Here is an 18,432-nt window from a genome sequence, read left to right as displayed (position 1 = left end):
GATGAATCTCGGGCAACAGTGCGGCCTGGAGAGCGGGTTGGACAAGGGGGTTCCGCGGCTCGGACCGGCGCGCCCTTGCGGGTGTCCGGCGGCGGGGGCGGCGTAGGGTCGGGGCATGGCGCGGGCGCGGCAGGTTCTCGAAGGCAGGGTCGCCCTGGTGGCCGGGGCCACGCGGGGCGCGGGGCGCGGCATCGCGGTCCAGTTGGGCGCGCAGGGCGCGACGGTGTACGTGACGGGGCGCAGTACGCGCGGCAGCCGTTCCGAGTACGACCGGCCGGAGACCGTCGAGGAGACGGCGGAGCTGGTCACGGCAGCGGGCGGGCGCGGGATCGCGGTGGTCGCGGACCATCTGGTGCCCGGACAGGTGGAGGCGCTGGTCGGTCGGATCGATGCCGAGCAGGGGCGACTCGACGTGCTGGTGAACGACATCTGGGGCGGCGAGCTGCTCTTCGAGTGGGACAGCCCGGTGTGGGAGCACGACCTGGACAAGGGGCTGCGGCTGCTGCGCCTCGCGGTGGAAACCCACGCCGTCACGAGCCATTTCGCGATGCCGCTGCTGCTGCGCGAGCCGGGCGGTCTGGTGGTGGAGATGACGGACGGCACGGCCGAGTACAACGCGAGTCGCTACCGGGTGTCGTTCTTCTACGACATCGCCAAGTCAGCGGTGCTGCGGATGGCCTTCGCGCTCGGGCACGAGCTGGGTCCGCGCGGGGCGACGGCGGTGGCGCTGACGCCGGGCTGGCTGCGCTCGGAGATGATGCTGGACGCCTTCGGGGTGACCGAGGCGAACTGGCGGGACGCGCTGGAGGAGGTCCCGCACTTCGCCATCTCCGAGACCCCGTCGTACGTCGGGCGGGCCGTCGCGGCGCTCGCCGCGGACCCGGAGGTGGCGCGCTGGAACGGGCAGTCGCTCTCCAGCGGTCAGCTGGCCCGGGTCTACGGTTTCACGGACCTCGACGGCAGCCGCCCGGACGCCTGGCGGTACATGGCCGAGGTCCAGGACCCGGGCCGCCCGGCCGACGCGACCGGCTACCGCTGACCGCGGCCGGGCCGCGGACCCTCGACCGCTTTCAGGGAAGCCGGAGTTCGCGGGCCTCGCCGAGCGGGGCGAAGAACCGCTCCACGGCCCCGGTGTCGACATCGGCGAGCGCGGGCGGGGACCAGCGGGGGTTCCGGTCCTTGTCGATGACCTGGGCCCGGACGCCCTCCACCAGGTCGGGCGCGCGCAGTGCGTGGCAGGAGACGCGGAACTCCTGCTCCAGCACCCGTTCCAGGGAGCCGAGTCCGCGGGCCCGACGGACGGCGGCCAGGGTGACCTTGAGCGAGGTCGGGGACTTCGCCAGGATCGTCTCGGCGGTCTCCTTGGCGGCCGGGTCGCCCTCGGCCAGCAGCCGTTCCACGATCTCCTCGACGGTGTCCGCGGCGTAGCAGCGGTCGATCCAGGAGCGCCGCTCGGCGAGTTCGCCCGGTGCGGGCGCCTCGGAGTGGCGCGCCAGCACCTCCCGGGCCGGGGCGCCGGCGAGCCCGGCGGTCAGCTCCGGCAACCGGGCGGCGGGTACGAAGTGGTCGGCGAGTCCGCACAGCAGCGCGTCGGCCGCGCCCACGGAGGCCCCGGTGAGGGCCAGGTGGGTGCCGAGCTCGCCCGGGGCGCGGGCGAGGAGGTGCGTACCGCCGACGTCGGGGACGAAGCCGATGCCCGTCTCGGGCATGGCGACGCGGGAGCGTTCGGTGACGACGCGCACGCTGCCGTGGGCCGAGACGCCGACGCCGCCGCCCATCACGATGCCGTCCATCAGGGCCACGTACGGCTTGGGGAAGCGGGCGATCAGCGCGTTCAGCCGGTACTCGTCGCGCCAGAAGCCCTCGGAGGCGTCGCCGCCGGCCTTGGCGTCGTCGTGGATGGCCCGGATGTCCCCGCCGGCGCACAGCCCGCGCTCACCGGCGCCGCGGATGAGGACCTGGACGACGGCGGGGTCGTGCTCCCAGGCCGTCAGCGCCTCGGTGATCCGCAGCACCATGGGGTGCGTGAGGGCATTGAGTGCCCCGGGGCGGTTCAGGGTGATCACCCCGGTGTGGCCCTCGGTGGTGAACAGGGCCGTGTCGTCTGCGCCGTCGTCGGTCTTCACACCGGCCAGTATGTAGCGTGCATCGGCATGCGGAAGATCATCCTGATGATGCAGGTGTCTCTGGACGGCTACTTCGAGGGCCTGGACCGGGACATCTCCTGGCACCGGGTCGACGAGGAACTGCACCAGTACATGAACGACGAGATCCGCCCGCTGGGCGGTCTCCTGACCGGCCGGGTCACGCACGAGCTGATGGCCGCGTACTGGCCGACCGCCGATGCCGACCCGGCCTCCACCGCGCCGGAGGTCGAGTTCGCGGGCATCTGGCGGGACATGCCGAAGTACGTGTACTCGCGCACGCTGCCGGACGCCGACCTCGGCTGGAACTCCACCCTCGTGCGGGACGTCGTACCGGCGGAGGTCGCCGCGCTGAAGGCGGCCCCGGGAGGCGACCTGGTCGTGGGCGGGGCCGATCTCGCCGCCACCTTCCTGCGCCACGATCTGGTGGACGCGTACCGGATCTTCGTGCACCCGGTGCGCATCGGCCGCGGCAGACCGCTGTTCCCGCCCTCAGACGGCCCGGTGCCGCTCCGGCTGGAGGACACCCGCACGTTCGGCAACGGGGTCGTCCAGCTCCGGTACGGGCGGCCGTAGGACACGCGGCGGGCGCGCGGTCACGGCAGACGGCGCGGGTGGCTCCCGGGGGTGTGGCCGAAGGCCCGGCGGAAGACGTCGATGAAGGCGCCCTGTCGGTGTCCGGGCCGGCGGGCTGGTGGCTGCTGGCCCTCCCCGCGGTGCTCGGTGTCGTACTGAGCCTGCCCCGGCCGGTGCGCGACCGGGCGGCGGGAGCGGGGGCGCCGGAAGCGGTGGTCCCGGCTGCGGCGCCCGGTCCCGGGGACCGGCGGGCGTTCCTGCGGCTCTGCGCCGTGGTGGTGGTGCGGTCCGTCGCGTTCACCGGCCTGAGCACGTTCATCGCCCTGTACGTACGGGAGCGCGGCGGCGGAGGGACCGCCGGGGCGGTGGCCCTGTTCGCCCTGTTCGCGGGCAGCGCGGGCGGCACCCTGCTCGGCGGCCGGCTGGCGTCCCGCTGGGGCCGGGTCACCACCGTCCACCGGGCGTACGCCGCGGCAGCCCCGGCCGTCCTCGGCGTGCTCACCCTGCCCCTGCCCCTGGTGTACGTCTGCGCGGCGCTGGCGGCCGCCGCCCTGTACGTGCCGTTCTCGCTCCAGGTGACCCTCGGCCAGGACTACCTGCCGGCCCGCATGGGAACGGCGAGCGGGGTCACCCTCGGTCTGACGGTCAGCGTCGGCGGGGTGGCGAGCCCTTTCATCGGGGCCGTCGCGGACGCCACCTCGGTACGGACGGCCCTGCTCCCGCTGGTCGTTCTCCCGCTGCTGGCCCGGGCCCTGGCCCGGCGGCTCCCGGAGCCCGCACCGCCGGCGGCCTGAGCGGTCCCGTGGGTCAGTCCTTCGGGAGGGCGCGGTGGGCCCGCCAGGCGGCCAGGGCCTGCTGCCTGGTGCCCTCCGGGTGGCCGGCGTGCCAGTCGCGCAGGAACCGGTTGAACTCGAACTGGGCGGCGACCTCCTGGGGTTCGGCCGCCCGGGCGCGGGTGGCGTGCCAGTGGGCGACGGCCCCGGCGAGGGGGCGTCCCGCGTTCTGGGCCACGTAGTCCCGCATGAAGGCGTCGAAGTGGAATCCGGGCCCGATCTCCCGGACGAAGAACTCCCGGAGCACCTGGCTGCACCGCTGGCCCTGCGGGATCTCGGTGTCGCCGTCGACGGGGGCCGTGAGCTGACGTCCGGCGCGGCGCGGCGCGCGGACCGGCTCCGGCGCCAGGACCCCGTCGAGTGCGGCGGCCAGCCGGGCCGTCAGCGCCACTTTGCCGCCCCCGGCGGACAGGCCCATCTCCCGGGCGAGCTGGGACAGTTCCGCCAGGGTCCAGTACCAGCGCGACAATTGCGCCCCGGTCAGCGCCGGAGTCGGGGCGGGGCGCCTTTCCTTCATATTCGCACTCACGTTCCCATTCTAAAGAAGTGGCCGGCCGATCACCCGCCACGCCGACCGGTCACCCGCCACGCCGGTCGGGACCGCCGGGCCACCCTCTGCGCGCGGTCCGGGTTTCATGGGGTGACCCGTGAGACCCGGACCGACCACAGGAGTCCAGATGACCGCCGCAGCCGACCGCACCGTCCTGACCCTCGACGACGGCACCGCCCTGGTCCTCATCGACCTCCAGCAGGGCATCCTGGTCCTGCCGACCACCAGGCCCGCCACGGAGATCCTCGCGAACGCGGTCGCGCTCGCCGGCGCGTTCCGGGCACACAGGCTGCCCGTGGTGCTGGTCAGGGTCGCCTGGTCGCCCGACGGCGGCGACCTGCCCACCACCGACGTCGACCGCCCGGGTCCGGCCACCGCCCCGCCCGCCGCGTTCTCGCAGATCCCGGCCGAGCTCGCCGCCCTCGGCGACGTCGTCGTGACCAAGCGACACTGGGGGGCTTTCACCGGGACCGAGCTCGACCTCCAGCTGCGCCGCCGCGGCATCCACCGGATCGTCCTCGCCGGCATCTCCACCAGCGTCGGGGTCGAATCCACCGCCCGTACGGCCTGGGAGCACAGCTACTCCCTGGTCTTCGCCGAGGACGCCACCGCCGACACGGACGCCGCGTCCCACGCCCACTCGTTCGGCAGGATCTTCCCGCGCATCGGCAAGGTCAGCACGACCGCCGAGGTCATCGCCGCCCTCGGCTCCCTGGGCGGGCATTCCTCATGATCGCTCAACAAGAATTCCACTCCAAGTCCGGAACAAGACCTGACGTGACATCAAATGGCCTGAATTGCTGCCGTTTCAGATGTGGTTATGCTCATGACCCGAGTGAACGAGGACTTTTATCGCTCACCAATGGGCAGAGTGGGGCGGCCGATAAACACCCCCACGTGACCGCAGGACCGGAGAACCGATGGACAGGAACCTTGTCATCCAGACCCCCGCTGGTGGCCAGGAGTTCGACGAGAGCCAAGTGCCGCTCTATTACACCCGCAAGACCGCCGACATCCTCCACAAGTACGGCCCGGGACCCAGGGTCCACTTCCACATGGGCCTCTTCGCCCCGGGTGCGACCCCGAACACCACCGTCTCCCAACGCGCGCTCAAGCGACGCATCGTGGAGTCCCAGGAGACCATTGTCGAGCATGCGGCGCGCAGTTGGGGCGCGTACTCCACTCCTCCCGGCAGCGTCCTCGACATCGGATGCGGAGTCGGCGGTGGATCGCTCTACTGGGCCCAGCAGCACGGCGCGACCGTCACCGGTCTCACCGTGGCGGCCGATCACATACCCGTGATCGAGGACTTCGCCCGCCAGGCCGGCGTCGGCGACCGCGTCACCCCCCTCCTGGCCGACGTGCACACCTTCACGGCCGACCGGAAGTACGACGCCGCGTACGCCAACGAGAGCTCCGGCTACATGGACCGCGAGCGGCTCTTCCAGGTCGTGGCCCGGTCCCTGAAGCCGGGCGGCTGGTTCGGCATCCAGGAGCACTTCATCTGCCGGCCCGAGTGGACCGGGTTCATCGACGGCTACTACAAGACGCGCCTGGGCACCCTCACCGAGTACCTCACCGCCGCCGAGGCGGCCGGTTTCGAGCTGGAGCAGGACGAGGACGTCACCGACCGGGTCGCCGAGTTCTGGGTGCAGTCCATGGCTTGGAACACCGCCGAGCTGGACCGCGTGGAGAGCGCCGGCGTCCCGTCCGCCTGGTCCCGCGAACGGCTCCAGGAGTCCACCATCACGCACGGCAAGCTGTTCCGCATCTGGCGCGACCACGCCCTGGAGACCCGCCTGCTGCTGTTCCGTCTCGGCGGGGGCGGCTGACCGATGCCTCCCGCATACCGCAAGGGCTCGCCCCCCTCCCGCATCGGCTGGCAACTGCCGCCGTTCTACTGGCCGTACGAACGGGACCTGATCCATCCCAAGGCGGCCGAGCTCGAAGAGCGGGCCGTCGCCTGGATCGACGAGTTCGGCCTCTACCCCGACGCCACCGAGCGCGCCTGGGGACTGGCTTCGCGCAGCGCCGACCTCGTCAGCCGGATCGCCCCCCACGGCGACGTGGAGCCGATGCTGCTCTTCGCCCAGTGGTGCTACTGGGCCTTCGCCGCCGATGACTGGCAGGACTCCGGCACCGGCACCGCGCGCACGGCGTCCGTCATCGACCAGGGCACCCGGCTCATCCGCATGCTTGAGGCTCCCGGTTCGCACCTGCTGCAGCCGGGGCCGCACACCGCCGGACTGGAGGACCTGGCGGCCCGTACCCGGGCGATGCTGACCCCCTTCCAGCTGCGCCGCTTCACCGAAGGCATCGGTGAGTGGGTGTTCGGCGCCGCCGCACAGGCCGCGAACGTCGAGCGGGGCGTGCTGCCCGGCCTCAACGACTTCGCGGCGACACGGATCTGGGTCGGCGGGACACGGTTCCTGCTGACCTGGTGCGAGGCGGCCAACGGGATCGAGCTACCGGCCGACGTGCTGTACTCCGCACCCGTCCAGGCCCTGACCGACGCCGCCGGGTTCATCGTCGCCTGCGACAACGACCTCTTCTCGTACAACAAGGACGACCACCACGAGCCGCTGGAGCAGAACCTGCTCAACGTGCTGGCCCGAGAACACGGTCGTACGCCCGCCGAGGCGCTTCCCGTCGCGTACGCGTTGCGGGACCGGGCCGTGACCCTGTTCGTCCGGCTGCGCGAGCAGCTGGCCCGCGGCGCCGACGAACAGCTCGGGCGCTACCTCCTCGCGCTGGAACACTGGATCGCGGGGGACACCGAGTACCACAACCGGGCTCCGCGGTACGCCAGTCCGCGCAACCGCAACACGCTCCCCGCCGACGGGGCGTCGTACGACATCACCTGGAGCGACACGCCCTGCGACCCGGGCGTCGAGCCGCTACCCATCCCGACTTTCGCCTGGTGGTGGCAGCAGCTCGACGATCCCCCGCGCCGGGGTCGCTGAGTCAGCGGCGGCCGCGCAGGCGCGACCACCAGGAGCCCCGTGCCGCCGGCCGCTCCCCCGGGACGGGGACGGGCGGCGGAGCCGGCTGGGCCGTTCGTGCGGCCCGCCGGGGCACCGGCGTGGAGCCGGTGACGGTGCTGCCCCGCGGGGTGAACCGGACCGGGAGCGACACCAGATGACGGGACAGCAGCGAAGACGTCCACTGGAGCTCGTCCTCGGGGACCGCCAGCTCCAGATCGGGCAGCCGGGCCAGCAGTGTGTCGATACCGGTGTCTGCGATGGCCCGGCCGATGTCCTGTCCGGGACATTCGTGGGGGCCGCTGCTGAAGGCCAGGTGGGAACGGTTGCCGTGGACCGGCACGGTCGTGTCGGGCCGGATCTCCGGGTCGAGGTTGCCCGCAGCCAGACCGAGCAGCAGCATGTCCCCGGCTTTGATCCGCGCTCCGCCGAGCTCCGTGTCGCCGGTGGCCCAGCGCCCGATCATCGTCATGAACGGAGGCTCGTCCCACAGGACCTGCTCCAGCGCGTCCGGCAGCGTCATGTGTCCGCCGGAGAGGTTCGCGCGGAAGCGGCGGTCGGTGAGCACCATGCGCACGGTGTTCGCGATCAGGTTGGCGGTCGTCTCGAAGGCCGCGATCAGCACCAGCCGCAGGTGCTCCACGACCTCGTCGTCGCCCAGTGCCGTCGGGTGCTCCAGCATCCACGTGGTGAAGTCCCGGCCGGGCTCCACCCGCTTGCGCGCCACGAGCTCGCGGAGGGTGGCCGAGACGTACTCGAAGCTGGTGAGGGCCGTCTCGGTGCCGCGGAGCATGTCGCGGGCCGCCTCGACGAGACGCGGCCCGTAGGATTCCGGCGCCCCGACGAGCTGGGTCATCACCAGCATCGGCAGCGGCTCGGCGAAGTCCCTGACCAGGTCGGCCCGCCCGGACTGGGCGAAGGCGTCGATCAGCTGGTCGGCGAAGCGCTTGACGTAGCGGCGTATGCCTCGCCGGTCGAAGCGCTCCAGCGACTCGGTGATCGCTCCGCGCAGCCGCTCGTGCTCGACGCCGTCGACCAGGTGGCAGGCCGGCTGCCACGCGGTCATCGGCGTCAGCGGGTGGTCGGCCGGTACGTTCCCCTCCTGCATGTCCCGCCAGTGCCGCGGGTCACGGGCGAAGCGCGACGGGGTGCGCGCCACGTCCAAGTTCTCGCGGTGCCCCAGCACCAGCCAGGCCGGGAGGTCACCGTGCACGAGGACGGGGGCCACCGCGCCGTGTTCGGCGCGCAGCTTCTCGTACGTGCCCATCGGGTCGGCCTCGGCGTCCGGGCCGTAGAGCCGGTGGGCCGGGCAGCCGGGCGGCGGGGCCGCCGGACCCGGCTGGGGGGTGGGGGTGGTGCTCACAGTGCCTCCGGGGTCGCGGCGAGGGAGTGCAGGTAGCGCATCAGCGTCATCAGGACGTCGCGGCTGGAGTCGCGGCGGCGGGCGTCACAGAAGACCAGCGGTACGGACGCGGGCAGGTCGAGTGCTGCGCGCAGCTCCTCCAGGGGGTGCTCCGGCGCGTCGGGGAAGGAGTTGACGGCGACCACGAAGGGCACCCCGCGCTCCTCCAGCCGGCCGATCACGTCGAAGCTGACTTCCAGCCTGCGCGTGTCGACCAGGACCACCGCGCCGAGCGCGCCCTCGAACAGGCCGCGCCACAGGAACCAGAACCGCTCCTGACCGGGGGTGCCGAAGAGGTACAGCACCAGTTCCTCGTTGATGCTGATGCGGCCGAAGTCCATGGCCACGGTGGTGGAGGTCTTGCGCTCCACCCCCGCCGTGTCGTCGACGCCGACCCCGGCCTGGGTCATCGTCTCCTCGGTGGTGAGCGGCCGGATCTCGCTGACCGCGCCGACGAGGGTCGTCTTGCCGACCCCGAAGCCGCCCACGATCACCACCTTGACTGCGGCGGCGGCCGTGGCCGGCAGCGCGTCCTCGCGCCGGGGCGCGGTGGCCCGCTCAGAGCTTTCGAAGTCCATCGATGACTGCCTCAATCAGTGCCAGGTCGGGGAGTTTGGCGGGGGCGACGGGTGGGCGGGAGAGCACGTGGTTGGCGGCGAGCAGGTCACCGAGGAGTACGGTGACCACGCTCACCGGCAGGCCGAGATACGCGGAGATCTCGGCCACCGAGAGCGGCGACTGGCACAGCCGCATGATCGCCGCGTGCTCCGGCTGCATCCCGAGCCTGGGCCCCGACTTGGCGATGATCAGCGTGACGAGGTCGAGGTGGGTGGGGGTTGACCCCCCACTACGGCCGCCGGTGATCACGTAGAGCCGCTCGGGCGTGCCGTCTTCCCAGTCCCGGCCCGGGTTGCTCACGCCGGCTGCCCGTCGCGGCGCGGCGGGCTGCTCAGGTGTTCTCCGATCCGGGCCACGAGGTCGCGCATCCGCTGGCCCATCAGTCCGGCGTCGACGCCCTCGTTCGCCAGTACGGCGAGGAAGGCGCCGGCGCCGGCCGCCATCAGGTAGAAGAAGCCGCCGTCCATCTCGATCACGACGAGCCTCATCCGTCCGCTGCTGCCCGGGAGTTCGGACGCGACGGCGCCGGCGAGGCTCTGCAGTCCGGCGCAGGCGGCCGCGAGCCGGTCCGCGGTGTCGGTCTCCGCCCCGTACTGCGCCATGCGCAAGCCGTCGGCGGACAGGACGATGACGTGGCGGGTCTGCGGAACGCTCTCGGCCAGGTCCTTGAGCATCCAGTCCATGTTGGTCTGCTGCTGACTCATGGCTGTTCCCCCTTGCTCGCCGAGGCCGGCGAGGCATCCGTGTTCTGGCTTGCTGCGCCGCTCCGGCTCGCGGCGGTCTTGCTGCTGTCCGAGGACAGGCCGTCCTGGAACGCGGCCAGCCACATCCCGGGCTGTACCTCGGGCCGAGGCTCTGGCGCGGGTCCGGGCTCGGTGGCGTACCCGTGTCCGGCGTGGTCGGCGGCCGCCGCTGCGGCTGCCACGAACCGGTCGCCGGTGCCCGTACCGATACCGGTTCCCGCCGGTTCGGGTGCGACGGCGCGGGTCTTGCGGCGGCGCTGGGGCAGGCCGTTCGGGGTCCGCTCGGTCACGGCGGGCACCTCGTCTTCGGCTGCCGGCATGCGGGGCCCGGTGACCGGGCGGGCGGCCGGGGTCCCGGCCGCGGTGGTGGCCGCCGCGGGGGCGAACCCGGTCGTGGCGGCCGTGGCGGCCACCGTCGTCGTGCCACCGGCCGGCGGCAGCGCGGCGCGGGGGCCCGAGGCGGTGCCGATGCCGTGGGCAACGCCCGTCGCGGAGGAGGCGGTGGTGATCAGCTGCTGCGGGATGACCAGGACGGCCCGTACGCCGCCGTACGCCGACGAGCGCAGCGAGACCTGGAAGTCGTACGCCTGCGAGAGCCGGCCGACCACGGCGAGGCCCAGGCGCGGGGTCTCCCCGAGGTCGGTGAGGTCGATGCCCTGCTGCGCCTGGCGGAGCATCCGCTCGGCCCGCTTGCGGGCCTCCTCGCTCATGCTCACGCCGCCGTCCTCGATCTCGACGGCGATGCCCGAGTTCACGTCGACGGCGGTCAGGTGGACCTTGGTCTGGGGCGGGGAGTAGCGGGTGGCGTTGTCCAGCAGCTCGGCGAGCGCGTGGATGAGCGGTTCGACGGCCGGTCCGATGACGGCGACCTGCGAGACCGAGTGCAGCTCGACGCGCTGGTAGTCGATGATCCGCGACATGGCTCCGCGCAGCACGCTGTACAGCGGGACGGCCTTGCTCCACTGGCGGCCGGGCCGCGCCCCGCCGAGCACGGCGATGGAGTCGGCGAGGCGGCCGATGAGGGCCGTGCCGTGGTCGAGCCGCAGCAGGTCGCCGAAGACGTCCGGGCTGTGGCCGTGGCGGTCCTCCATCTCCCGCAGTTCCTGGGCCTGTTGGTGCACGATGGCCTGGACGCGGCGGGCGATGTTGACGAAGGCGCGCTGCGCGGAGTCGCGCAGGTCCTCCTCGGCGACGACGGCGTCGAGGACCGAGCGCAGCACGGCCTGGTGGGCCGCCCTGAACTCGGCCGTCAGGCCGGGCCCGTGGATGTCGAGCTCCTCCAGCGAGGTGAGCACCTCTTCGGGGAACTCCCCCTTGCGCAGCCGTTCCACGACATCGGGCAGCAGCTCCTGCGCGAGCCGTACGGTCTCGGCCTGCTGCCGGTGCAGGGCAGCCTCCTGTGCGGCGGCAGCCAGCCGCAGCGCGGCCACCGCCTTGCCGCGCCGGGCGGCCTCACCGCAGGACAGGGCCACGGCGACGAAGGCCACGGCGCCGATCCAGGCGACGGGGGTACGGGCAGGTGCGGACACTTGCGCCACGGCTATCGCCGCGGCGGCGGCGGTCAGCACGGCGGGCAGCGCCCAAACGACGGGTGAGGTGGCCCCTGGACTTCCGGGCGACGATCCCACGCGAACCATCAGAACCCTCAAACGATCGAAAGCGAATGATCATATGACAACGGCCCGGAATCTTAGCGTCTATAAGCACCACCCTTGACAGCAGGTCATGATCTGGACACTGCAAGGAGGTTGACGCTTCTCCCCGCTGGCCGAAACCCATAGGTACCGGCTCCGGGCCGCAACCGCCCCGCACCCCGGACCACCACAGCCCGCGAGCGCCCCCGCCCCCACCCGAGGCCCCCGACCGCCACCCCACGGAACGGCCGAATCCCGCCACCGGCCCGCGGCCCGCTCGGGAGACAATCACCCTCGGTCGGACCCGATCATCCAACTCCACCGTCCCCATGACAGAACAGGAGCAACCACGTTGAACCAGGAGAGACGCGCTCAGGCAGAGGAGTTCCTGCACCCGGGCGAGCGGCTCATCGCGGCCTGCTCCTACGAACTCGGCCCCGGTGTACCGCATCCGCCGGAGGCCCTGCTCGCTCCTGCGGAGCCGTCGGCACTCGCCCGGCAGGTCGCGGCGAAGGCCCCCCGCCCGCTGCGACAGCTGCTCGCGGCGGGCGGCGTCCTCGACCCCCGGCGGTCGAAGCCCGCCGCCGTGGCGGACGCGATCGACCGTGCACCGGACGTCGTGGAGCAGCTCGGCTCGCGGCTGATGCACGGCAAGAGCATGGAGGGCGACTGGCGGAGCGCGGCCGGGCGCTTCCTCATCGGCCGCGCGAGTGCTCGCGGCTCGGTCACGGGCGTCCTCGCGGTCACCGACCGGCGCTGGTTCGGCCTCACCGACGTCTCGCCGCTGTGGCGGATGACGCCGGTGCTGAAGCAGTACTGGGAAGCCCCGCGCCCTGCCGTCACCGCGGTGCGCGCCAACCCGACGGGAGTGCTCCAGAAGGGCCGCATGGACATCGTCTTCGCCGACGGCTCATGGGTCGCCGTCCTCGCGAGCCTCCCGACCCACGCCGCCCCGTTCGCGGCCGCGGCCGCGAACGCCTGACCCGGCGGCGCGAGGAGGCCCGACACGGACTCGTCCGACGACGGGACGGTGTCCCGGACACCGCGGCAGCCTGCCGCCGACCGAGGTGGGTCGGCGGCCGCGTCGTCACGGTTCTGTCGAAGGTCCCTGTGGACCGAGGGCGATGCAGACCATCAGCAGAAGCATTCTGATTTCGAGCTGCCGGTGACGGTGAAGCCACCCCTCACATGTATTTCTTGGAAGATGGGGACCAGGCAACCCATTCCGGCGCTCAGGCTGAGAACGGCAAGGGCGACCGTTTGCCTCCGGCCAAGAGCGCGGCCAAAGGAACACGTCGGGACAGTACCCTCTTCTTGTCCGCTGTGCGCGCAGTAGTTCCTCCGACGATCCGCGGAGCGAAGGCGAGTAGTGCACGAATCCGGTCCACAACGCGCTCGGATGTCGGCGCTTGCGCACCCGAGGGAATCCGCACGTTCAGGAGCATCACGCCCTCTCCGGTGAACCGGTGATGTGCCGGGTCGGCGGGGTGATTCGATGACCAGCACGGTAGGAACCGGTGGTCGTGTCCACCGCGGCGACGCCGGTGATCGATGACAACTGGCGAGCGTAACGGTCCACCCCGGAAGCAACACCCGCAGCCTGGAGATCGGCCACGCTCAGCACGATGGACAATTTGGTTCCGGCAGCCTCCGGAAATTCGCTGCGCACACGCTCACCGGTCTGTCGCACCAGCGTGGATGCGGGCAGGACGCGCTGGTCGGAAATACCGAACTGGGCATTGCTCAACGACACGGCGCAGCTCAGCAACAGTACTTCCGCCGAATTGCCGAGCAGCGCAGGACGCCTCGTGGCGGCGTTTCCGAACCATTCCCACATTCTGCTGCACCCAGGAACGGTCGAGCCCCTTCATGGAATCGCAGCAGTACTGGATAAATGAGGACGGGGGTCAATGCGGCAAAATCACCGTGGTGCGTGAGGGCGTCCACGGAGCAGCCCGTGGACGGATGCCGTCCGGCCCGGTCACGGGCCGAGGGGCCGGCTCCGGTCGGCCGCGCAACCCGACGCTAGCCGTGAACCGGCGCGGTACCCGGCTCCCGATCCCCGACCGATACGCAGGAACGATCCCTCGTCACCCGAACGGACCGGGCCCCTCGCGGAGACACGGTGGCCGTTCCCGTGCCGCTCACCAGGGCGGGGTCGGCGTGCCGTCGGGCTCAAGCCCGTACGGCCACAAGCGGTACACGGCCGGCTGGGGGGAGACGGGCCGCAGTCTGGCGGAGTCTGCGGCGTGCGCGAGGAGCCGTTCGGCTGCTGCGAGATCTCCTGACCGCTCCAGCATGTCGATGAGCTGGTCGAACGCGAAGGGATGACCGGCTTCGGACGCCTGGCTCAGGAAGCGTACGGCGCTTTCGAGGTCGCCGGCCTTCTCACGGATACCGGCGAGCTGGATGACGGCGCCGGGGTGGCCGGTGTCGGCCGCCTGCGTGATGAGGTGTTCGGCCTTCTCCAGGTCTCCCGCCCGCTCGCGGATTTCGGCGACGGCCATGAGGGCGTGAGGATCGCCGCTCCGGACGGCGCGGGCGAGGAGTTGCTCGGCGCCTTCGGCGTCGCCGGCCTGCTCACGGATGCGGGCGAGCTGTACGAAGGCGTACGCGTCGCCGGATTGGGCGGCCTGGGCGAGGAGTTGTTCGGCGCCGTCGAGGTCTCCGGCCTTCTCACGGATCTCGGCGACGGTCGTGAGGGCACTGGCGTGGCCGGTCTGAACGGCCTGGACGAGGAGTTGTTCGACGCCTTCGAGATCTCCGGCCCTCTCACGGATGCGGGCGAGGGCAGTGAGCGTGAGGGAGGGGTGCCCGGACTGGGCGGCCCGTGTGAGGAGTTGTTCGGCGCCTTGGAAGTCACCGGCTCTCTCACGGATGCGGGCGAGGGAGGTGAACGCACCGGGGTGCCCGGTCCGGGCGGCCCGGGCGAGGAGTTGTTCGGCGCCGTCGAGGTCTCCGGCCTTCTCGCGCCGGCGGCCGAGGACGGTGAGGGCCACGGTGGTGGCCGTGCCCGGTTCCCCGGTGTCCGCGACCTGGGTCAGGAGACGGTCGGAACCTTCCAGGTCGCCGGCTCTTTCCCGCATGAAGGCCAGCTCGATGAGGGAGTAGCCGTCGCCGGTTTCGGCTGCCTGCGCGGCGAGTTGCTCGGCACCCTCGCGGTCTCCGATCTCGTCCCGGATGAGCGCGAGCTGTGTGCGGGCGAAGGGGGTCCCGGCGCGCTGGTAGAGATGGTGAGCCCACCGCAGACGTAGCCTGTCGCGGGCGGCGGCCGCGAGACGCTCAAGGTCGTCGGGGCCGGTGAGGTGATCGTGTGCTGCGTGCCAGAAGGAGGCGGGCGGGCACAGGGGACGGCGTTGGTCGCGGCCGTGCTGCTCAAGGTAGTCCGCGAGCCGGTAGACGACGCCCGGTGCTGGTGCGTCGGTCGGTGCGGTGGGGCTGCCGGGGGCTCGGCGCGTACGGCGTGGCTGGGTGCGGCGCAGGGGTGCGAGCCGGCCGTGGACGGGCTGGGCGAGTTCGGCGAGGGCTCGTTCGGCCCAGTCGGGGGTGAGGGCGTCGTACTCGTGGTCGGTGAGGTAGTCGGTGGCGGCATCGGTGAGAAAGGCGAGCGACAGGTGGAGGCCGGCGCCGAGGCGGCGGGCATCCATGGCGGCGTGCAGGAGGGCACGGGCGGGCGGCGTGGCAGTGCGGTAGCGGCGCAGCAACTCGGGCGCCCCGGCGAGATCTTGAGTGAGACGCCCATCGGCGGCACGGGGCAGGGCCGCGGCCAGGACCGCGTCTCCGCCCTCGGCCAGTACGCGGGCGGCCTCCAGCGCGGCTTGGTCGAAGGACTCCGGCACCGGGACGGTCCGCCCGGCCAGCAGCTCGCGCGCCTGGGCGTGTTCATCGGGTTGTCCGGGCTGCGGGAGCGCGCTGTAGGCGCGCTCGTAGTCGGGCCAGAGGGTGCCCAGTACCAGGACCGGACCGCGGGCCGGGGCGGTGAGCAGCGTCCGCAGGGCGGCGGCGATGGTCTCGCCGTGGCGGAGGTCGCCGACGTAGTGCTGGGCCTCGTTGAACCAGACCACCGTGTGGGGCCCGACCCGTTCGAGATCGCCGAGGGCTGCCTCGGCCCGGGTGGGGTCGAAGGGGTGCCACAGCCGCCACCCTTGTTCGGCGAGCGGCTGGACGGCTTCCCAGCACGCCCGGGTCTTGCCCGTGGAGGAGGAGCCGACCAGGACGACCATCCTGCTGTGGCCGTCAGCGGCGTCGCGCACAACATCGGTGAGGACGTCGTCGTGGGCTCGTGGCACGTAGCCGGGCAGTACCGGCTCCGGTGTTCTGCGGGGCTCTTCTCGGCGGGTGATCAGGCCGGCGGAGTGGACCTCCAGGTCGTACGGGTTGCATTCGCTGATGGGCCGCCCCGGCCGCCGCTCCGACTGGGTGGTGGGTGCGGCTTCTCCGGCGGCGGTCCGCCGCAGGTCCAAGAGCTCCTGCTCCGGCAGGCGCAGTACGCGGGCCAGAGCCGCGACCGTCCTCGCCGAGGGAATGTCCGCGTCGGGCTGAAGTGCCTCGTGCACGGTCGTACGGCCCAGCCTCGCCTGCGCGGCGAGCTGCGTCACCGTCAACCCACGACGGGCCAGTCCGTCTGCCAGCGCCGTGCGCAGCTCGGCGAGCGCCACCCCGTGCGCCGTCTCCTCGTCGTGCACGTCGCTCCCCCGGACTCGGCGTGTTCGCTGCTGTTCATCTTCGTCCGGCGAACCCCGGCGCACATGCCCTGCGCCACTGTCGACACCGTCAACGACCCAACGTCACACGGGAGATCGTCGTGCCCAATCTTGCCGTTGTCCTCCTCACCACGGCGCTCGTCATCGTGGTCGCCCTGCTGGCCGCCGCCGCGGCGGGCAAGCTCGCCCGCCTGGACGGCGCCACCTACCCCGCCTCTGCGATCCGGGCCGCAACCGCCTTCGCCGCGGTCCTCACCCTCGCCGCGGCCCTGACCGCAGCCTTCACCGCGCTACGGCCCTGAGAGCCTTCCCGGCAGACCGGCGCGGAGGTGGCTCAGGCGCAGATGCGGCGGTCGCTGGGAGGTGGACGGAAGGCGCTGACCTTCTGGATCGGAGGGTCGCACGCCGGCCCGGAGAATCGCGGATCGTTGTAGCGATCACAGCCACTCGGGGACCCGTAGGCCCTTGTCGGCCCGGACTCGGTCCGGCCGGCAGCGCGCCCTGCCGACGCCCACGCGCGGCACCCGGATGCGCTCCAGGACCGGCTGGAACCGGGGACTTACGTGCCGCTGGCCGCGGTGACCAGGAAGGACAGCGGCTCCTGTCCGTGCTCGACCGCCAAGTGCACCTTCGTGGTCAGTCCACCGCGTGAGCGTCCGAGCCCGTGGTCGGCGGCCTCGACTGCGACTCCGCCGGATTCGTCCCGCCGCAGATCCCCCTTTTGCGGGCACCTGCAGCCCGCCGTAACGTGCGGGAACGTCACGCCAGGGCGCGCAGGTCCGCGTCCGCCAGCGCATGCCGTTGATCAGCTGTCGCTTGGATCAGACAGGAGGCCGCCCCGGCTTCTTGCCCACCGGCAACAACGGCTCCAGCGTGGCCCATTGCTCGCTCGTCAGATCTCCTCGCCTCACGAGTGGACCACGACAGACCTTGATCCACTGATGAAACAGACCCCGGCCCCAAAAACGATCAAGGGGCCGTTTCAGATTGCTCTGAAACGGCCCCTGACCTGCGACTTCGAAAAGTCGGGACGACAGGATTTGAACCTGCGACCCCTTGACCCCCAGTCAAGTGCGCTACCAAGCTGCGCCACGTCCCGTTGTGCCGTTGATCTGGGGTTTCCCCCGTCCCGGCGGCACATGCAGAACATTACCCCACGTAGAGGGGTGCGCATGCACGGGTTTGCGGCGGCGGGGAGGATGACGGGGTGAACGCACGGGATCGGGACGGTGAGGGACGGGCGCGGAGCGCGCGGCCGCGGGACGGGCTGGGGCGGCCCCTGGCCTACGGGGAGCCGGGGGTGGAGCGGCAGCCCGAGGGGGTCGTACGGGCTCCCGCCGAAACGGTGGCCGAGGCACAGCGGCTGCTGGACGCCGGGATGCCGTTCCACGCGCACGAGGTGTTCGAGGACGCCTGGAAGTCCGGGCCGCCGGCCGAGGCCCCGCTGTGGCGGGCCCTCGCACAGCTGGCGGTCGGACTCACGCACGCCGCGCGCGGGAACGCCGTCGGCGGGGCCCGCCTGCTGCGCCGCGGGGCCGACGCCGTTGCCGTTGCCCTGGCCGGGCCCGACGCGGTCGCCGGGTCGGCGGAAACCGGCGGGGCCGGCCGGCCGTACGGGATCGACCTGGCGGGCCTGGTTCGCTGGGCCCGGGAGTTGGCCCGGCGCGTGGAGGCCGGGTCGGCGGTCGACGCGGCTACCGAGGCCCCGCGGCTGCTCGGCTCACGGCCGGACGACCGACCGAGCCCCGTCTGACCCGGTCGACGGCCGCTGCCGTCGGCTCGGGGCGGGGCTGGGCTGGGCTGGGCGGCAGGTCGGGCGGCGCCGGCCGTCGTGGCCGGCGGGCCCTGTCCCGGCTATGCGGGTTCCAGCAGGTCCCAGCGGTTGCCGTAGAGGTCCTCGAAGACCGCCACCGAGCCGTACGCCTCATGGCGCGGCTCCTCCAGGAAGCGGACGCCCTCCGCGGTCATCCGGGTGTGGTCGCGGGCGAAGTCGTCGGTGTACAGGAAGAAGCCGACCCGGCCGCCCGTCTGGTCTCCGACCCGGGAGCGCTGGGCGTCGTCCTTGGCCCGGGCCAGCAGCAGCGCCGCCTCGGTGGCGCCGTGCGGGCGAACCACGACCCAGCGGGAGCCGTCCGGGCGCGGGGTGTCCTCGACGAGGGTGAAGCCGAGGGCGCGGGTGTAGAAGTCGATGGCCTCGTCGTAGTCGTGGACGACGAGGGCGGTCAGGGCGATGTAGGCGGACATGGCA

19 protein-coding genes, 1 tRNA gene and 1 pseudogene are annotated in these 18,432 nt (G+C 72.2%); 9 read left to right on the top strand and 12 right to left on the bottom strand.

The genetic code is table 11. The features are described from left to right. Positions 1–115: 115 nt before the first annotated feature. Positions 116–1,039, top strand: coding sequence for an SDR family oxidoreductase (locus OHA65_RS32190; protein WP_405762966.1), 924 nt, complete (start codon positions 116–118; stop codon positions 1,037–1,039). A gap of 31 nt (positions 1,040–1,070) precedes the next feature. Here OHA65_RS32190 and OHA65_RS32185 read toward each other — a convergent pair whose 3' ends face one another. Then, positions 1,071–2,093: an enoyl-CoA hydratase/isomerase family protein gene (locus OHA65_RS32185; RefSeq protein WP_371646732.1), complete on the bottom strand. Its 1,023-nt coding sequence runs from the start codon at positions 2,091–2,093 to the stop codon at positions 1,071–1,073. A 60-nt stretch (positions 2,094–2,153) separates the two neighbouring features. Here OHA65_RS32185 and OHA65_RS32180 point away from each other — a divergent pair, with 60 nt between their 5' ends. Next, positions 2,154–2,720, top strand: a complete 567-nt coding sequence (locus tag OHA65_RS32180) for a dihydrofolate reductase family protein (protein WP_405762964.1) — start codon at positions 2,154–2,156, stop codon at positions 2,718–2,720. Positions 2,721–2,773: 53 nt separating this feature from the next. After that, complete coding sequence (locus OHA65_RS32175; RefSeq protein ID WP_405757876.1) at positions 2,774–3,514, top strand: MFS transporter; 741 nt, start codon at positions 2,774–2,776, stop codon at positions 3,512–3,514. A gap of 13 nt (positions 3,515–3,527) precedes the next feature. Here the strand turns inward: OHA65_RS32175 and OHA65_RS32170 are convergent, their stop codons facing one another. After that, positions 3,528–4,082 carry a DUF6434 domain-containing protein gene (locus tag OHA65_RS32170; protein WP_405762962.1) on the bottom strand — a complete coding sequence of 185 codons (555 nt, stop codon included), beginning with the start codon at positions 4,080–4,082 and terminating at the stop codon, positions 3,528–3,530. Between the two features lie 148 nt (positions 4,083–4,230). On the opposite strand from OHA65_RS32170, the gene OHA65_RS32165 reads away from it, so the two are divergent. The 3 genes from OHA65_RS32165 (at position 4,231) to OHA65_RS32155 (ending at position 7,066) form a co-directional block, all read left to right on the top strand. Further along, positions 4,231–4,836 carry a hydrolase gene (locus OHA65_RS32165; protein ID WP_327279650.1) on the top strand — a complete coding sequence of 202 codons (606 nt, stop codon included), beginning with the start codon at positions 4,231–4,233 and terminating at the stop codon, positions 4,834–4,836. Positions 4,837–5,023: 187 nt separating this feature from the next. Beyond that, positions 5,024–5,935 carry a methyltransferase domain-containing protein gene (locus OHA65_RS32160; RefSeq protein WP_327279649.1) on the top strand — a complete coding sequence of 304 codons (912 nt, stop codon included), beginning with the start codon at positions 5,024–5,026 and terminating at the stop codon, positions 5,933–5,935. Between the two features lie 3 nt (positions 5,936–5,938). Beyond that, positions 5,939–7,066 (top strand): hypothetical protein, encoded by a 1,128-nt coding sequence (locus OHA65_RS32155; protein ID WP_327279648.1) that lies wholly within the window; start codon positions 5,939–5,941, stop codon positions 7,064–7,066. A 1-nt stretch (position 7,067) separates the two neighbouring features. Here the strand turns inward: OHA65_RS32155 and OHA65_RS32150 are convergent, their stop codons facing one another. Genes OHA65_RS32150 through OHA65_RS32130 form a run of 5 tightly spaced genes read right to left on the bottom strand, consistent with a single transcriptional unit; the run spans position 7,068 to position 11,484 of the window. Then, positions 7,068–8,447 carry a cytochrome P450 gene (locus OHA65_RS32150; protein WP_327279647.1) on the bottom strand — a complete coding sequence of 460 codons (1,380 nt, stop codon included), beginning with the start codon at positions 8,445–8,447 and terminating at the stop codon, positions 7,068–7,070. Beyond that, entirely contained in the window at positions 8,444–9,064 is a 621-nt protein-coding gene (locus tag OHA65_RS32145) for an ATP/GTP-binding protein (protein WP_054223662.1), read from the bottom strand. The genes OHA65_RS32150 and OHA65_RS32145 overlap by 4 nt, the downstream gene beginning before the upstream one ends. After that, positions 9,045–9,404, bottom strand: a complete 360-nt coding sequence (locus OHA65_RS32140; protein WP_327279646.1) for a DUF742 domain-containing protein — start codon at positions 9,402–9,404, stop codon at positions 9,045–9,047. The genes OHA65_RS32145 and OHA65_RS32140 overlap by 20 nt, the downstream gene beginning before the upstream one ends. Next, a complete protein-coding gene (locus tag OHA65_RS32135) occupies positions 9,401–9,808 on the bottom strand; it encodes a roadblock/LC7 domain-containing protein (RefSeq protein ID WP_327279645.1) in 408 nt (135 codons plus the stop codon). Before OHA65_RS32135 ends, OHA65_RS32140 begins: the two co-directional genes overlap by 4 nt. Further along, positions 9,805–11,484, bottom strand: coding sequence for an ATP-binding protein (locus OHA65_RS32130; RefSeq protein ID WP_327279644.1), 1,680 nt, complete (start codon positions 11,482–11,484; stop codon positions 9,805–9,807). Before OHA65_RS32130 ends, OHA65_RS32135 begins: the two co-directional genes overlap by 4 nt. A gap of 349 nt (positions 11,485–11,833) precedes the next feature. On the opposite strand from OHA65_RS32130, the gene OHA65_RS32125 reads away from it, so the two are divergent. Continuing rightward, the gene (locus tag OHA65_RS32125; protein WP_327279643.1) at positions 11,834–12,463 is read left to right on the top strand and encodes a hypothetical protein; all 630 of its coding nucleotides are present in this window, start codon (positions 11,834–11,836) and stop codon (positions 12,461–12,463) included. A 462-nt stretch (positions 12,464–12,925) separates the two neighbouring features. Here OHA65_RS32125 and OHA65_RS32120 read toward each other — a convergent pair whose 3' ends face one another. Next, positions 12,926–13,318 carry a hypothetical protein gene (locus tag OHA65_RS32120; protein ID WP_327279642.1) on the bottom strand — a complete coding sequence of 131 codons (393 nt, stop codon included), beginning with the start codon at positions 13,316–13,318 and terminating at the stop codon, positions 12,926–12,928. A gap of 307 nt (positions 13,319–13,625) precedes the next feature. Further along, positions 13,626–16,166: a hypothetical protein gene (locus OHA65_RS32115; protein WP_327279641.1), complete on the bottom strand. Its 2,541-nt coding sequence runs from the start codon at positions 16,164–16,166 to the stop codon at positions 13,626–13,628. Positions 16,167–16,285: 119 nt separating this feature from the next. Between OHA65_RS32115 and OHA65_RS32110 the strand changes: the two genes are divergently transcribed. Then, on the top strand, positions 16,286–16,486 hold the full coding sequence (locus OHA65_RS32110; RefSeq protein WP_327279640.1) for a hypothetical protein: 201 nt from the start codon (positions 16,286–16,288) through the stop codon (positions 16,484–16,486). Positions 16,487–16,648: 162 nt separating this feature from the next. On the opposite strand, the pseudogene OHA65_RS32105 reads toward OHA65_RS32110, so the two are convergent. Beyond that, positions 16,649–16,879: pseudogene (locus OHA65_RS32105) on the bottom strand (IS5/IS1182 family transposase); the annotation flags it as partial. 330 nt (positions 16,880–17,209) lie between these two features. Further along, positions 17,210–17,283: transfer RNA gene (locus tag OHA65_RS32100), tRNA-Pro, on the bottom strand. 108 nt (positions 17,284–17,391) lie between these two features. Between OHA65_RS32100 and OHA65_RS32095 the strand changes: the two genes are divergently transcribed. Further along, on the top strand, positions 17,392–17,937 hold the full coding sequence (locus tag OHA65_RS32095) for a DUF309 domain-containing protein (RefSeq protein WP_327279639.1): 546 nt from the start codon (positions 17,392–17,394) through the stop codon (positions 17,935–17,937). Between the two features lie 101 nt (positions 17,938–18,038). Here OHA65_RS32095 and OHA65_RS32090 read toward each other — a convergent pair whose 3' ends face one another. Next, positions 18,039–18,428, bottom strand: a complete 390-nt coding sequence (locus OHA65_RS32090; protein ID WP_327279638.1) for a VOC family protein — start codon at positions 18,426–18,428, stop codon at positions 18,039–18,041. Positions 18,429–18,432 lie beyond the last annotated feature (4 nt).

This window comes from Streptomyces sp. NBC_00045, assembly GCF_045041095.1.
Classification (GTDB): Bacteria; Actinomycetota; Actinomycetes; order Streptomycetales; family Streptomycetaceae; genus Streptomyces.
Note: the sequence above shows the minus strand (reverse complement) of the source record. Positions and strands in the feature narration are given on the sequence as shown.